The sequence below is a fragment of the Cupriavidus sp. 01L415 genome, from assembly GCF_056400065.1.
Genome location: NZ_JBFTSP010000011.1, coordinates 135376 through 149879, shown reverse-complemented (window position 1 = coordinate 149879; position 14504 = coordinate 135376). Strand labels below are relative to the sequence as shown.

The 14504-nt window shown below is 64.5% G+C and carries 13 protein-coding genes; 9 read left to right on the top strand and 4 right to left on the bottom strand.

Features of this window, described 5'->3' with window-relative positions; genetic code table 11:
- Positions 1-7: 7 nt before the first annotated feature.
- The gene (locus tag AC1DOX_RS17910; RefSeq protein ID WP_441618306.1) at positions 8-118 is read left to right on the top strand and encodes an IS3 family transposase; all 111 of its coding nucleotides are present in this window, start codon (positions 8-10) and stop codon (positions 116-118) included.
- Between the two features lie 94 nt (positions 119-212).
- Positions 213-2000, top strand: coding sequence for a mechanosensitive ion channel family protein (locus AC1DOX_RS17905; protein WP_441618288.1), 1788 nt, complete (start codon positions 213-215; stop codon positions 1998-2000).
- Here the strand turns inward: AC1DOX_RS17905 and AC1DOX_RS17900 are convergent.
- On the bottom strand, positions 1985-2386 hold the full coding sequence (locus tag AC1DOX_RS17900; RefSeq protein ID WP_092140216.1) for an RT0821/Lpp0805 family surface protein: 402 nt from the start codon (positions 2384-2386) through the stop codon (positions 1985-1987). The genes AC1DOX_RS17905 and AC1DOX_RS17900 overlap by 16 nt on opposite strands.
- A 257-nt stretch (positions 2387-2643) precedes the next feature.
- Between AC1DOX_RS17900 and AC1DOX_RS17895 the strand changes: the two genes are divergently transcribed.
- The 3 genes from AC1DOX_RS17895 (at position 2644) to mdoH (ending at position 7716) form a co-directional block, all read left to right on the top strand.
- Positions 2644-3027: a hypothetical protein gene (locus AC1DOX_RS17895; RefSeq protein WP_441618286.1), complete on the top strand. Its 384-nt coding sequence runs from the start codon at positions 2644-2646 to the stop codon at positions 3025-3027.
- Positions 3028-3628: 601 nt separating this feature from the next.
- Positions 3629-5140, top strand: a complete 1512-nt coding sequence (locus AC1DOX_RS17890) for a glucan biosynthesis protein G (protein WP_441618304.1) — start codon at positions 3629-3631, stop codon at positions 5138-5140.
- Positions 5113-7716, top strand: coding sequence for a glucans biosynthesis glucosyltransferase MdoH (gene mdoH, locus AC1DOX_RS17885; RefSeq protein ID WP_441618284.1), 2604 nt, complete (start codon positions 5113-5115; stop codon positions 7714-7716). The genes AC1DOX_RS17890 and mdoH overlap by 28 nt, the downstream gene beginning before the upstream one ends.
- Positions 7717-7902: 186 nt before the next feature.
- Here the strand turns inward: mdoH and AC1DOX_RS17880 are convergent, their stop codons facing one another.
- Positions 7903-8484 carry a hypothetical protein gene (locus tag AC1DOX_RS17880; protein WP_092140227.1) on the bottom strand — a complete coding sequence of 194 codons (582 nt, stop codon included), beginning with the start codon at positions 8482-8484 and terminating at the stop codon, positions 7903-7905.
- 307 nt (positions 8485-8791) lie between these two features.
- Here AC1DOX_RS17880 and AC1DOX_RS17875 point away from each other — a divergent pair, with 307 nt between their 5' ends.
- Entirely contained in the window at positions 8792-10006 is a 1215-nt protein-coding gene (locus AC1DOX_RS17875) for a Bcr/CflA family multidrug efflux MFS transporter (RefSeq protein ID WP_441618282.1), read from the top strand.
- A 10-nt stretch (positions 10007-10016) separates the two neighbouring features.
- On the opposite strand, the gene AC1DOX_RS17870 is transcribed toward AC1DOX_RS17875, so the two are convergent.
- Together AC1DOX_RS17870 and AC1DOX_RS17865 are read right to left on the bottom strand one after the other, a co-directional pair.
- The gene (locus tag AC1DOX_RS17870) at positions 10017-10883 is read right to left on the bottom strand and encodes a mechanosensitive ion channel family protein (RefSeq protein WP_441618280.1); all 867 of its coding nucleotides are present in this window, start codon (positions 10881-10883) and stop codon (positions 10017-10019) included.
- 213 nt (positions 10884-11096) lie between these two features.
- A complete protein-coding gene (locus AC1DOX_RS17865; protein WP_441618278.1) occupies positions 11097-12299 on the bottom strand; it encodes an ammonium transporter in 1203 nt (400 codons plus the stop codon).
- Between the two features lie 624 nt (positions 12300-12923).
- Between AC1DOX_RS17865 and AC1DOX_RS17860 the strand changes: the two genes are divergently transcribed.
- The 3 genes from AC1DOX_RS17860 (at position 12924) to AC1DOX_RS17850 (ending at position 14402) form a co-directional block, all read left to right on the top strand.
- Positions 12924-13205, top strand: coding sequence for an HU family DNA-binding protein (locus AC1DOX_RS17860; protein ID WP_008651272.1), 282 nt, complete (start codon positions 12924-12926; stop codon positions 13203-13205).
- A 179-nt stretch (positions 13206-13384) separates the two neighbouring features.
- Positions 13385-13870 carry an acyl-CoA thioesterase gene (locus tag AC1DOX_RS17855; protein WP_092140236.1) on the top strand — a complete coding sequence of 162 codons (486 nt, stop codon included), beginning with the start codon at positions 13385-13387 and terminating at the stop codon, positions 13868-13870.
- A gap of 82 nt (positions 13871-13952) precedes the next feature.
- Positions 13953-14402 carry a CreA family protein gene (locus tag AC1DOX_RS17850; RefSeq protein ID WP_441618275.1) on the top strand — a complete coding sequence of 150 codons (450 nt, stop codon included), beginning with the start codon at positions 13953-13955 and terminating at the stop codon, positions 14400-14402.
- The last annotated feature ends 102 nt before the right edge of the window (positions 14403-14504 follow it).

Below are 14504 nucleotides of genomic sequence, written 5' to 3'. Positions count from 1 at the left end.
CGACCAACTGCGACGCAGCATTGCCGAATACATCCGGTATTACAATCACGACCGCATCAAGCTAAAGCTAAATGGGCTGAGCCCTGTGCAATACAGGACTCAGCCCTTGGCCGCATAACTTACCCGTCCAACTTTACGGGGTCAGTTCATTCGGCCTCTCTTTTTTTTCGCCTTCAGGCTATGCTTCGCTAGGCACCACTCGGGAAACGGACATGGCGACGCAAGCGTGGCGGTGGCAGGGATCGGGAGGCTGGCGGGTGGTCATTGCCGTCGTGACGATGCTTTGCGGCGTCGTGCAGGCGGCGAGCGCCCCAGCCGTGTCGGCATCACCCGTCGTGCCTGCGCCTGCTGCGCCGGCCCGCGAAGCGCCCGCCGAGCTACGCCTGATGAACCGGCCGATCGTGACGCTGCGCGCAACGGTCGGCGGCGCCGACCCGGCCACACGCGTAGCAAGGGCGCAAGCCACATTCGACACCTTGTCCGAGACGCAGCTCTCGCTGCCACTGGGCCGGATCGCCGGCTCGCTTGGGGACGTGAGCGGCGTGGCGTTCCGCCTCGGCGACCGGCTGTTGTTCGCGCTCACTGTAGGCGACCTGGATCCGGCGGATGGACTCGCCGTCGACGTCGCCGCAGCGCAGGTGCAGGCGCGCCTGCAGGCCGCCATCGATGCGCGACGCGCGCAGATGTACTGGCCCAACCTCCTGCGCGGCGCGCTGTTGTCGCTCGCCGGGCTGGCGTTGCTGGTCGGCCTCATCTGGGGCATCGGCCGCGCCCGCAACCGCATGCGCACCCGGCTCCAGCAGGCCCTCGATGTTCACCTGAAACGCCGCGCCAGCGGCACGTTCGACTGGACCGGCGCGGTGTACCAGCTCGTCAGTCGCATCGTGCAGATCCTGGCGGTGGGCTCGGTGGTCGTGCTCGCGTTCGTCTGGCTCCAGTTCGCGATGGAGCAGTTTCCGCTGACGGAGCCGCTCGGTGACCGCATGGGCGTGTTTATCGTCGGCCTGCTGGCGAATATCGCGATATCGATGATGGAGGCAATCCCCGGCCTGGTCACTGTGGTGGTGATCCTGCTGATCACGCGTGCGGTGCAGCGGCTCGTGGCCAATATCTTCGTGGCCGTGCAAAAGGGCCAGGTCACTGTGCCGGGGATGCACCCCGAGACCGCGGGCGCCACGCGCCGTGTGGCGAGCGTGCTGATCTGGGTGCTCGGGTTCACGTTTGCCTATCCCTATATTCCGGGCTCGCAGAGCGACATCTTCAAGGGGTTGTCGGTGCTGCTGGGCTTCATGGTGACGCTGGGGTCGGCCAACGTGGTGAACCAGCTGATGAGCGGGATGGTGGTGGTTTATTCGCGCGCGCTGCGGCGCGGCGACATGGTGTGCATCGGGGACACGGTCGGCACGGTGGCCGGACTCGACGCGCTGTCGGTCAAGGTCATCAACCTGCGCAATGAGGAGGTGACGCTGCCCAATGCCGTGGTGGTTGGCAGCGCCATCCACAACTACTCTCGCCATGGCACCGCGCGCGATGCCCGCGATGCGGAGCAGGGCGCGCTGATTTCCGCCACCGTGACGATCGGCTACGACACGCCGTGGCGGCAGGTCCACGGGATGCTGCTGGAGGCCGCCGGGCAGGCCAGGCATGTGGTGGCGGAACCCACGCCGTTCGTGCTGCAGCGGGCGCTACAGGACTTCTACGTCGAATACGAACTGTTCGCCGCGATCGATCATCCGCGCAATCGCTTTCACGCGCTGTCGGCGCTGCATGCGGGAATCCAGGATGCCTTCAACGCGTACGGTGTCCAGATCATGTCGCCGCACTTCATGGAGCAGCCGTCCCATACGATCGGCGTGCCCGAGGCCCGCTGGTTCGAAGTCCCCGGCAATGCCGACATCGATCCGGCCGCGCATGCCCGCCGCAGCGCAGGGCCTGCGCCCGGGCGCGTGCCGGACCCCGCGCCGGCACCGGAGCACGGCGACGGTCAGTCAGCGACTTGACGCGCCTTCCAGGTGCCGTCGGATTGCTTGCAGAACCAGCCGGACCACCCTTCCGTGGCGCTGCCCCGCTTCAGCTCGGATTTCAGCCTGCGGCAGGTCTGGCCCTTGTCGGTCTTGGTGGCGATGGGGGTGATCGTGCCGTCGACGGCCTGGCGACGGCCGGCGGCGGGATAGTGCCATTCCACCGTCTGGTTGTCCGCGGTGTCATTCAGCGCTTTGCGTACGCTCACTGCCACCGAGGCGGCTTCCTGCTTGGTCAGGGTGCCGATGATGCTGCCGGACAAGTAGTTGTCGAAGTAGGCAAGGGCGGGCTGTGCGGCGCCAAGGAGGAGCGCGCAACCCAGGCTGGACGCGAGGGCAAAGCGGGAGATGCGCCGGGCTTGCATGGCAATTCCTTGTGATCGTGAATGACGAGGCGATTGTAAGCGCGCGGGCGCCGCTTGCGTGCGATCCAAGGCAGTTGGCGACACATTCGCAAGGCATCGCGGTGCAGCAAATTTCCCGCCGCAGCGCGGTTTGACAGCCAGCCGGCCCTGACCTAGCGTGGAGTGTTGCCCCAGCGAGAGGGCGGCCGCCTGATGCCGGGCGGTCGGCGCGAGGGGCATCGGCCATTCGCCTGCCCGGCGAGAGAAGGAGTCCGGCCATGAAGCAACGCTACCTGATCCTCGGCCTGATACTGGCCGCCGCCGCTGGTGCCGCCCAGGCCCAGGCCCAGTCGCCAGCCAGGACTGGCAAGTTCGACACCTACACGGACGGTGCCCGCGACAAATACAACCCCTATTCGGACGGCGCGCGCACGGGCAAGTTCGACGCCTATACGGACGGGGCCCGCACCGATAGCGTGAACTCCCTGAACCCGGGTGTACGGACCGACCAGTTCGAACCCATCGACAAGGCCAAGGGCTCCGCCCAGAAATACGACAACTTCTCGCAGGGCATGCGTAGTAGCGGCACGTTCGACACGTACGGCGAAGGCGCGAAGTCCGAGAAGTTCAATCCCTTTAGCGATGGCGCGAACAAAGAATAGGAACGAGCAGGGGACCGGAGCGAACAAGGGATAGGATCTGGCAGGCGCGCTAGGAAAGCAGCGGCGGATGGCGGATCGGTCGAGGCCCGAACGGAACGATGAGGTCCGGTGTCCCGTCGGTGAGCATCCGTCGTCGGGGTGACGGCCTCGGCGCCGGCTCGACGGGTAGTCGCGATGGCGGGTCGGCGGTCAAGTGACGCTGCCGCCCGCAAACGCTGCGGCGGAGCGGCTTCGAGCCGACTAGGTTGACATTTTGTTTCAAACGTTGCGGCACCGAAACGTGACTTTTAAGTCTCGAATTGTTAAGGTTTCGCATCGCAATGCAACAAGGTGGATACAGTCAATGGCGATGGTCCCTGATTGACCGCTTCGCGCATTGAATCGGCGCGGACGCTCTGGTCAACCGGCTGGTCCGTCTTGCTCTGGTTGTCCGCGTTGAGGTCCGTGCCATCGGCTGCCATATCTGGCGAATCGTCACGGGCTTCGCGCTTTCCATCCACCTCCCACCCACCTTTATCCGGCCTTCATGACCGCAATCACGACGTCGCTCCGCCCCGCCCACACCCCGATTGCCGCGCCTGCGCGCCGATTACCGGGGCTGATGACGGGACTGGGGCGCTGGGTCGGCGGTGGGGTGCTGGCCGTGATGGCGCTGACGGCGCACGCGTTCGATTTTGAAACCGTGGCGGCGCGCGCGCGACAGCTTTCCGCGTCGCCGTACAAGCCCGCGGCGCAGAACCTGCCGAGCGAACTGCGGGAGCTGTCGTACGAGCGCTACCGCGAGATCGAATACAAGCCCGAGCGTTTTGCCTGGCGTGGCGCGCGCCTGCCGTTCGAGCTGTCGTTCTTCCACGAAGGCATGGTGTTTGACCAGCCCGTCAAGATCAACGAGGTGGTGGGCAACAACGTCAGGGAATTCCGCTTTAATCCCGCAGCCTTCAACTACGGTTCGCACAAGGTCGATGCCACCAAGCTCAAGGGCCTTGGCTTTGCCGGCTTCCGGCTGATGTATCCGCTGAACCAGGGCAAGCGCAAGGATGAACTCGCCTCGTTCCTGGGGGCCAGCTATTTCCGCGCGCTGGGCAAGGACCAGTGGTACGGCCTGTCGGCCCGCGGCCTGGCGGTGGACACCGCACTGAATTCGGGTGAGGAGTTCCCGCGTTTCGTCGAGTACTGGATCGAGCGGCCGTCGGCCAACGACAAGCAGATCACCGTCTACGCACTGATGGATTCGCGCCGCATGAGCGGGGTTTATCGCTTCGTCATCAAGCCTGGCGACGAAACCGTGATGGAGGTGAAGTCGCGGCTGTTCCTGCGCGAGCACGTCACCAAGCTGGGCCTGGCCCCGCTGACCAGCATGTACCTGTTCGGCGAAAACCAGCCGTCGATGACGACGGACTTCCGCCCCGAGGTGCATGACTCCGATGGCCTGTCGGTCCAGCTCGGCACCGGCGAATGGGTCTGGCGCCCGCTGGTCAATCCGAAGCGGCTGCTCGTGACGTCGTTCGCCGCGACCAATCCGCAGGGCTACGGCCTGATGCAGCGTGACCGCAGCTTCGACAACTACCAGGAGATCGGCGCGTGGTACGAGCGCCGGCCGAGCGGCTGGGTGGAGCCCAAGGGCAATTGGGGCGCCGGCCGCGTGGAACTGGTGCAAATCCCGACCCCGGACGAAACCAACGACAACATCGTAGCGTTCTGGGTGCCGGACAACCCCCCCAAGCCCCGGCAGGCATTCGACTACGAATACCGGCTGAAATGGCAGAAGGACGGCGAGAACCTGCCGCCGCTATCGTGGGTCACGCAGACCCGTCGCGGCCAGGGGCTCACGCGCAAGCAGGATGACACCAGCTTCTCGCTGGTGGTGGATTTCGAAGGTCCCGCGTTCAAGAAACTGCCCGAGGACGCACGGCTGGATCCGATGGTTTCGGCGGACGCCAATGGCGAGCTGCTGAAGACGACGGTCCGGCGCAACGACGCCACGGGTGGCTGGCGCATGACGATGTACATGCGGCGCAAGGACGAGAACAAGCCGGTTGAGTTGCGCGGCTATCTTCGCAACGGCAATACAACCCTATCCGAAACATGGAGCTACATCTTACCCCCCGGCTAAAGCAGCGCCCGGCCCAGGCGGCAGCATGCGAGCGCTATGTCGATCGCCTGCCGGCCTCGCCCGAACTGCGTAGCGAACTGCTGGCCGATGCCCCGATGCCCCCGGTGGCGAGTGTTCCCACCGACGGCATCGAGGCGCCTTCTGCGATGATCCAGCTGCAAACGCGGCTGGCCGGTCGCGATCCCAAGGATCAGGAAGGCATCGACTTCAGCCAGCGCAGCACGCCCGGCGGCGCCACTTATGCGTCCGTGAGCCGCCGCTTTTCGATGGCCTACGGCAATCCGCAGACCGACGGCGAGCCGCTGCTGCAGCGTCGCGAAGACGGAACCGTCCGCGTGGACACCGGCCCGGAGCCGGCGCGCGAGTCGATGGTGCCGCGCCAGTGGCCCCCGCACGTGGTGACGGGCGGACTGCGCAACCTCTGGCGCAAGATGACGGGCCGCCCGCCGATCCCCGAAACGTGGGATACGCTGCACGACGGCCCTGACGCCGAAGGCAAATGGCATCCGGCCGGCTCGCATCGCCGCTGGTTCCTGCTGGCGCTGGTGATCGGCCAGACTGCAGTGGCCACCTATTTCATGGCCAAGGTGCTGCCATACCACGGCGCCGATCCGCTCGAGATCGCCATCCTGGCGCTGTTCGCCATCCTGTTCTCGTGGGTGTCGGCCGGTTTCTGGACGGCGATGATGGGCTTCTTGGTGCTGGCCAAGGGGGGCGATCGCCACCTGATCTCGCGCAGCGCCGCGCCGGATGCCGCGATAGACCCCGCCGCGAGGACGGCGGTCATCATGCCGATCTGCAACGAGGACGTGACGCGCGTCTTCGCCGGATTGCGGGCCACCTACGAATCGCTCGAACGTACGGGCGAACTCGCGCACTTCGATTTCTTCGTGCTGTCGGATAGCGGCAACCCCGATCTACGCACGGCCGAGCACGACGCGTGGATGGAAATCTGCCGCGCGGTTGGCGGCTTTGGCCGCATCTTCTATCGTTGGCGCCGGCATCGCGTGAAGCGCAAGACCGGCAACGTGGCGGATTTCTGCCGCCGCTGGGGTAGCAAGTACCGCTACATGATCGTGCTGGATGCCGACAGCGTGATGAGCGGCGACTGCCTGGCCACGCTGACGCGCCTGATGGAAGCCAACCCGGGCGCCGGCATCATCCAGACTGCGCCGTTGGCCGTGGGCCGCGACACGCTCTATGCCCGCGTGCAGCAGTTCTCCACGCGTGTCTATGGCCCGCTGTTCACGGCGGGCCTGCACTACTGGCAGCTTGGTGAATCGCACTACTGGGGCCACAACGCCATCATCCGTATCAAGCCATTCATGGAGCACTGTGCGCTGGCGCCGTTGCCCGGCAAGGGGCCGCTGTCCGGTGAAATCCTGTCGCACGACTTTGTGGAAGCCGCGCTGATGCGACGTGCGGGCTGGGGCGTGTGGATTGCCTACGATCTGCCGGGCTCGTTCGAGGAGCTGCCGCCGAACCTGCTGGACGAGGTCAAACGCGACCGGCGCTGGTGCCAGGGCAACCTGATGAACTTCCGCCTGTGGATGAAGCAAGGCTTCCACATGGTCCACCGCGCGGTGTTCCTGACCGGCATCATGGCCTATCTGTCGGCACCGCTGTGGCTGCTGTTCCTGCTGTTGTCCACCGCCGCGCTTGCCAAGCATGCGCTGGTGCCGCCGGAGTACTTCACGCAGCCGTACCAGTTGTTCCCGACCTGGCCCGAGTGGCATCCCGAGAAGGCACTGGCACTGTTCTCCGCCACCGCCACGCTGCTGTTCCTGCCCAAGCTGCTCAGCGTGCTGCTGCTGATGAAGGATGCGCGCCAGTATGGCGGCGTGGTCCGGCTGGTTATCAGCATGTTGCTGGAGATGGCGATGTCGGCGCTGCTGGCACCGACGCGCATGCTGTTCCATAGCAAGTTCGTGATCGCGGCCTACAGCGGCTGGGGAATTTCGTGGAAGTCGCCCCCGCGCGAGGACGCCGAGACTACCTGGGGCGAGGCGTTCCGTCGCCACGGCTGGCATACGCTGCTGGGTCTGGTGTGGGGCGGTGGCGTGTACTGGCTGAGCCCAGGCTTCATCTGGTGGCTGCTGCCGATCGTCGGATCGCTCGCGTTGTCGATTCCGCTGTCGGTCATGCTGTCGCGCGTCTCGCTGGGCCGTGCCGCCCGCAGGGCCGGCCTGTTCATGATCCCCGAAGAAACGATCGTGCCGCGTGAAATCGTGGAGACCCAGCAGCATGTGGAGGGTGCGCAGGACGTGCCGGGCTTCGTGGATGCGGTGGTCGACCCGGTGACCAACGCGCTGATGTGCGCCACGGCCACGGCGCGCAAGATCCAGCCGGAGCCGGCAAGGCTGCAACATGCCTCGCTGGTCCAGCACGCGCTGACCCATGGTCCGCAATCGCTGTCGGCCGCGCAGAAGCATGTCCTGCTGGGCGATCCGTTTGCCCTGTCCAGGCTGCATGAGCTGGTGTGGGGATCGCCGCTGGCGGATGCCGCGTGGAAGGAAACCCGCGTGCTGATGCGGCGTGCGGCCAACGTGTTGCCGCTGCGGCCCAGGGCGGCCTGAGGCCGGCCGGCTACGGCGGACGCCGCATCGCAGCAATCGGCGAGGCAGGCGAGCCGCAAGTCAGCCGCAAGCGAGCGGCAAGAAGAACGGCAGGCGATCAGCCTGCCGTTTTTTCATGTTGCGGCGAGATGTGTTTGAAACCCATGTACGACGGAAGAGGCCGGAAGATTCGCGAGTTGGCGAGCCTCAGCGCAATGCGGACACGCAGATCGGCGCGTTGATGTAGACGTCGCCGACGCGGCGCTCGCCGCGATCGTTGCGGGTCATGTAGCGGAACATCATGCTGATGCCGAGCTTGGTCAGAATTTCCACGTCGCGGTTGGCGCAGATGTTGCGCTGGAGCGGGGCGGCGTAGTTGACCTCGAAGCTGGCCAGGTCGAGCATCGGACCACGATAGTTGGTCAGTTCCAACTGGAAGAGCACGTGCTTGCCGGGGACCGACTGGCAGCGGCGCAGGCGCGTTTCGCCATCGATCTCGATCGGCAATGCGTCGTTGAGCTGACGGCAGGCGCGTGCCAGCACACTGTCAGGCCGGTTGGTGTTGCGCAGGAGTTCGGGGACGCCGGCGGCGCCGGTGTTCTGGCCGGTGGCCGCGCCCTTGAGCATGCGGGACAGCGAGTCGGCTTCATCGATCACCACGGGGGCGGACGCCGGCACCGATACCGATGCGGGCGCCCTGACCGACGCGGCCCAGGCGGGCAACGGGGGCAGGGCTGCGAACGCAACCAGGCTCAGCAAAGCAATAAACGGCGTTTGTCGTATGGTCATGCAGGATAACGTTGCCGGGGACGGTTTCGGTGATCCGACTCCCGCGTTGCGTCTGACTGCGCGGTCGGCGGAACATCTATGCCGACAGGCACGCATTGTACCCTCCACCTTGGTGCACGTGAAAGCCGCGCCACACGTAATTCCCGCGTGACCACTTGGTTTGCGGCAGATTTTCCACGACGCGACAGGATGGTTGACGACCCCCGCGCTGCGTGCGCGCTTGCTGTGCAACAATTGCGCTTCGCCTGCCCGCCGGTCCCGCGCCTTTGTGGGGCCCAGTCGTGCAGTCATCTCCGGAACCTGCTTCATGACGTCGACCACAAGCGCGCCGCAAACGGCGCGCTTTCCACTCTGGCTTCTGATCTGCGCCTCGCTGACCGCGCTGGCCCCGTTGTCCATCGATATGTACCTGCCCAGCTTTCCGGCGCTGGCGGCAGACCTGCACGTCGACATCGGGCAGGTGCAGCTCACGCTCGGTACCTTCCTGGTGGGGCTGGCTATCGGGCAGGCGTTCTACGGGCCGATCAGCGACCGCTTCGGCCGCAAGCCGCCGCTGTACATTGGCCTGACGCTCTATGGCTTGGCCGCCGCCGGCTGCGCGCTGGCCGGCAGCGCGGAATCGCTGATGCTGTGGCGGTTCCTGCAGGCGCTGGGCGGGTGCACCGGGCTGGTGGTGTCGCGTGCGGTGATCCGCGACCGGCTGGAAGCCCATGAGTCCGCCAGGGCGTTCTCGTCGCTGATGCTGGTCATGGGCCTGGCGCCCATCCTGGCGCCGATCATCGGCGGCGCCATCCTGACCACGCTGGGCTGGCGCGCGATTTTCTGGGTGCACTGCGGCGCGGCGGTGCTCATCCTGTGGCTGGTGCACGCACGCATGGAGGAATCGCTCGATCCGCAACGCACGCGGACCTTGCATCCGGCTACGGTCCTGCGCAGCTACTGGGAATTGCTGCGGGATCGCGAGTTCCTCGGCTACTCGCTGGCCGCGGGCTGCGTGCAAGGCGGCATGTTCGCCTATATCGCGGGCTCGCCGTTCGTGCTGATCGAACTGCATGGCATCGATCCCTCCCACTACGGCTTTGTGTTTGGTGCCAACGCGTTTGGCCTGATCACCATGTCGCAGGTCAACGTGCGGCTGGTCCGTGCGCGTCCGCTCGACGAGGTCTTGGGCGTGGCATTGTTCGCGCCATGCCTTGCGGGCCTGATGCTGGCGGTGGCGGCACTGACGGGCTGGGCCACGCTGCCTGTGCTGCTGGCTGGGTTCTTTGTCTTCCTGGCCGGACTGGGCTGCATCACGCCAAACGCATCCGCGCTGGCGCTCGCGCACCAGAGCCATCGGGCTGGAACGGCGTCAGCCCTGATGGGCACGCTGCAGTTTGGCTTCGGCACGCTGGCCGGCGCCGCGGTGAGTCTGTGGCACGACGGTACCGCGCTGCCGCTGGCCGTGGTGATGGCGATTTGCGGGTGCGGCGCGGTACTGCTGCGTTCCTACGGGCACGCGGGTGCCCGCGAGGTGATCTGAATCGTCCGGTTCAGGCCGCCTGGTTGGCCGGGGCCGCCGGGCTGATCGGCATGGCCTGCGGGTTCTGCATGACGATCATTTGCGCCGGCATCGGCGCGGCAAAGCCGGCCTGGCCAAAGCTATCGCGGATGACGCGATTGCTGTCAAAGTACACCTGCCAGTAGTGGTCGTTGTGGCAGTGCGGACGCACGGCCAGGACGGGACCGACCAGCGTGAATTCCAAGATCTCCACATCCACGGGCGGATCGGCCAGGACATTGGGGATCGCAGCGATCCGCTCCTTGAGCAACGCCACGGCCGCGGCGGCGTCCGTGGTCCCGGCGAGCTGGGTTTTCAATTCCACGCGTCGATATGGATTGGCCGTGAAATTCTGGATGGTGTCGGAAAAGATCTTGTTGTTGCCGACCACGGTCAGCACATTGTCCGGCGTGTCGAGCGTCGTGGCGAACAGGCCAATCTCCTTGACCGTGCCGGTCACGCCGCCCACCGTCACGAAATCTCCCACCTTGAACGGCCGCAGCACGACCAGGAATGCCCCGGCCGCGAAATTCGACATCAGGCCGGACCAGGCCATGCCAATGGCCACGCCGGCCGCCGCGATCAATGCCGCGAACGTGGTGGTCTGGATGCCGAAATACCCGAGGATGCCAATCACCAGCACCACATTCAGCGTGACGGTGACGATCGATCCGACGTAGCGCAGCAGCGTAGGGTCGACCTTCTGCTTGGACAGTGAGTTCTGAACCAGCCTGACGACAAAGTGGATCAGCCAGCGGCCGACGACCCAGAACGCCAGCGCGGCAAGGATCTTGACGCCGAAGACGGTGGCATAGCCGACGACGAGGTCGCGGAAGCTCTGCAGCGAGTTGGAATCCATGGGGCACGCTCCTGTTTTGACGGGCAGGTAAAACCAGACAGCGGAGAAAGCGATGGTGCCAGGACAGCGGGAAACGCCTTGCCAAGCGTAGAGGCGAGCAAGGGCATTATTGGGCGCGCCGCAGAGAAAGTTCAAGTCAATAATTGTCAATACAAAGTAAAGCGGCCGGAACATGTCCGGCCGCCTTTGCTGACAAAAATGCGTGGATTGCGATTACCAGTTGGTTTCGCGCTCCGGCGTGGCGGAGATGCGGTGCAGGGTCAGGTCGGCACCATTGAATTCCGCCTCCGCATCCAGCCGGATGCCGACGAATTTCTTCAGCGTGCCATAGACGATCGTCCCACCGACCACCGCGATCACGATCCCCATGGCCGTGCCAATCAGCTGGGCGACCAGTGACACGCCACCGACGCCCCCCATCGCATGGGCGCCGAAGATGCCGGCGGCGATGCCGCCCCAGGCGCCACACAGGCCGTGCAGCGGCCACACACCAAGTACGTCATCGATATGCCATCGGTTCTGGGCCAGTGTAAACAGATGCACGAACAATACGCCGGCCACCGCGCCGGTAATCAGCGCCCCGAGAGGGTGCATCAGGTCGGAGCCGGCGCAAACGGCCACCAGGCCGGCCAGCGGGCCGTTATAGGCAAAGCCGGGGTCATTGCGGCCCGCCCACCACGCGGCCAGCGTGCCGCCCGCCATCGCCATCAGGGAATTGATCGCCACCAGACCACTGATCTTGTCGACGGTTTGGGCGCTCATGACATTGAAGCCGAACCAGCCCACCGCCAGCACCCAGGCGCCGAGCGCCAAGAAAGGGATGTTCGAGGGCGGGTGGGCGCTGATGCGGCCGTCCTTCTGGTAGCGGCCCCGGCGAGCGCCCAGCAACAGCACTGCGGGCAGGGCGATCCAGCCTCCCACGGCGTGAACGACCACGGATCCCGCGAAGTCGTGGAAGGGAGCCCCGGCCACCGAGGCGATCCAGTCCTGGATGCCAAAGCGGTTGTTCCACGCGATGCCTTCGAAGAACGGGTAGACCAGCCCGACCAGCACGAAAGTGGCAGCCAATTGCGGATTGAAGCGGGATCGCTCGGCGATGCCTCCCGAGATAATGGCGGGGATGGCAGCGGCAAATGTGGCGAGGAAGAAGAACTTCACCAATTCGTATCCGCTCTTTTGCGCCAATACATCCGCGCCGGACATGAACTGGACACCGTACGCGACGGTATAACCGACAAAAAAGTACGCAATGGTTGAAACGGCAAAATCGACAAGGATTTTGACGAGGGCATTGACCTGATTCTTTTTTCGGACGGTGCCGAGTTCCAGGAATGCAAAGCCTGCATGCATGGCAAGCACCATGATTGCGCCAAGCAGGATGAACATCGCATCCGTGCCAGTCTTCCAGTTATCCATTGCCACCCCAATGCTCAAAATGGGAGCATGGGTATGCAAAAAGCGTTCCAGAACGGGGCGGAAAATCGAGGTGGCCGGCGCAATCCCGGTGCGAAATGCACTCGTATGGGGTATCTCGCGTCAACTCCGCCTAATCGGGCCTCAAGGCTGCGGTGGCGGATCGATGCTTTTGGTGCACGGGTGACACTTTTCGAGGTGAGCTGGCATCGTCAGCGATGGGATATCTGGCAGCCAGCTGCCTTTCCATGCGCCAAAACGACGCATGAGCCGACCGCTTCATGTGCCGAAACGGTGCGTTGCACCGAAATCGAGCAACGCCGGGCAGCGGGCCTGCCCGCGATGCCGGTCATGGCCGCCCGGAATTCCCGCCAAAAGTGCGTAATACGACAGTTTAATGATGTGCGCCGTCCGATACGTAAACGGTCAGAAAAGTGACGGTGCCATCCGTGGAAAAGAGGGGTAAAACCCCCGCTAAGTCTTGCCAGGGAAGGATTTCCGGCAGTTTTCGTTGCGTCGGTGCCACTGGGGATTGCCCAACGCGCGAAGGGCAGATTAGACTGCGCCGATCGGACTTTTGCCACCTGGCAAAAGTCCGGTGACGACGACCAACAAGGGAAATCAGCCATGAATAAAGGTGAACTGGTATCAGCCATCGCCGCGGAAGCAGAACTCAGTAACGCCGCCGCCGAGCGCGCGCTGAACGCTGCGCTGGACAGCATCAAGAAGGCAGTGGCCAAGGGGGATTCGGTCACGCTGGTAGGCTTTGGTAGCTTCAGCTCGGGCAAGCGTGCTGCCCGTACCGGCCGCAATCCGCGCACCGGCGAAACGATCAAGATCCCGGCCGCCAAGACGGTGAAGTTCTCCGCCGGCCAGGGCTTCAAGGACGCCGTGAACAAGAAGAAGTAAGCGCATCGCGTCTGCGAAGTAGAGAAAGCGGCCTCCCGGGCCGCTTTTCTTTTGCCCGTCAAATCCAGGCCGTCCCATTTTGGGATTTTGCCGCGCGGCAGAACCGCCGTGAATCTTTCATCGCAACGCCTGCCGGGTTACACTGCCCGCGCCTTAGGCTCGATTCTGGATTTTCTGCGATGAACGATTTATCCCACCAGCTTTCCATGACCGTGCTGATGACGCCGGACATGGCCAATTTCTCCGGCAATGTGCACGGGGGCACCATTCTCAAATATCTGGATATGGTGGCCTATGCCTGCGCCAGCCGCTATGCCGGCCGTTATGTCGTCACGCTGTCCGTCGACCAGGTGGTGTTCCGACAGCCGATTCATGTGGGCGAACTGGTGACATTCCTCGCGGCCGTCAACTACACGGGACGCAGCTCGATGGAAATCGGCATCAAGGTGGTAACGGAAAACATCCGCAGCAAGGTCGTGCGTCATACCAACAGCTGCTATTTCACGATGGTGGCCGTGGATGACAATGGCGCCCCCGCCGAGGTACCGCCGCTGCAGCCGCGCGACGAGGTGGAGCGTCAGCGCTTCGAGGCGGCCAAGCAACGCCGCGAGCTCCGCCAGGAAATGGAAAAGCGGCATGATGAGATCAAGGGTTCCACGCCCTGACGCCGCCATGCTCATGGATAGTTTCCGAATTGGCCGGGCGTTCAGGATCACCACCCGGATCACCGCCGGAATCGCTGCCGGGATGGCCACTGGTCTGATGGCGATGGCCAGTGCCGCACAGGCCGAGGAAATCGGTAGCGTCAGCACGAATTTCCGCATGACCGGGTCCGACAAGGTCGTGATCGAGGCCTATGACGACCCGCAGGTCGAAGGCATTACCTGCTACGTCTCGCGTGCGCGGACGGGTGGTATCAAGGGCACGCTCGGCGTGGCGGAAGACCCGCCCGAGGCCTCCATCGCGTGCCGTCAGGTCGGCACCATCGTGTTCAAGGGGCCGATCAAGGCCCAGGACGATGTGTTCACCGAGCGGATGTCGATCCTGTTCAAGACGCTTCATGTAGTACGCGCGGTCGACCGCAAGCGCAACACGCTGGTCTATCTGACATATTCGGATCGGATCGTCAGCGGCAGCCCACAGAACGCCGTGACCGCCGTGCCGGTGCCGGCCGGGACGCCGATTCCGGTGAAGTAAGGGCCGGGCGGAAGGGAAGACGGAAGGGGCCTTCGCCGGCCCCTTCACCCCTCCTGTTCCACACTGGCTGGCGCTTCGCGCCTACTCTACTTATTGCGACTA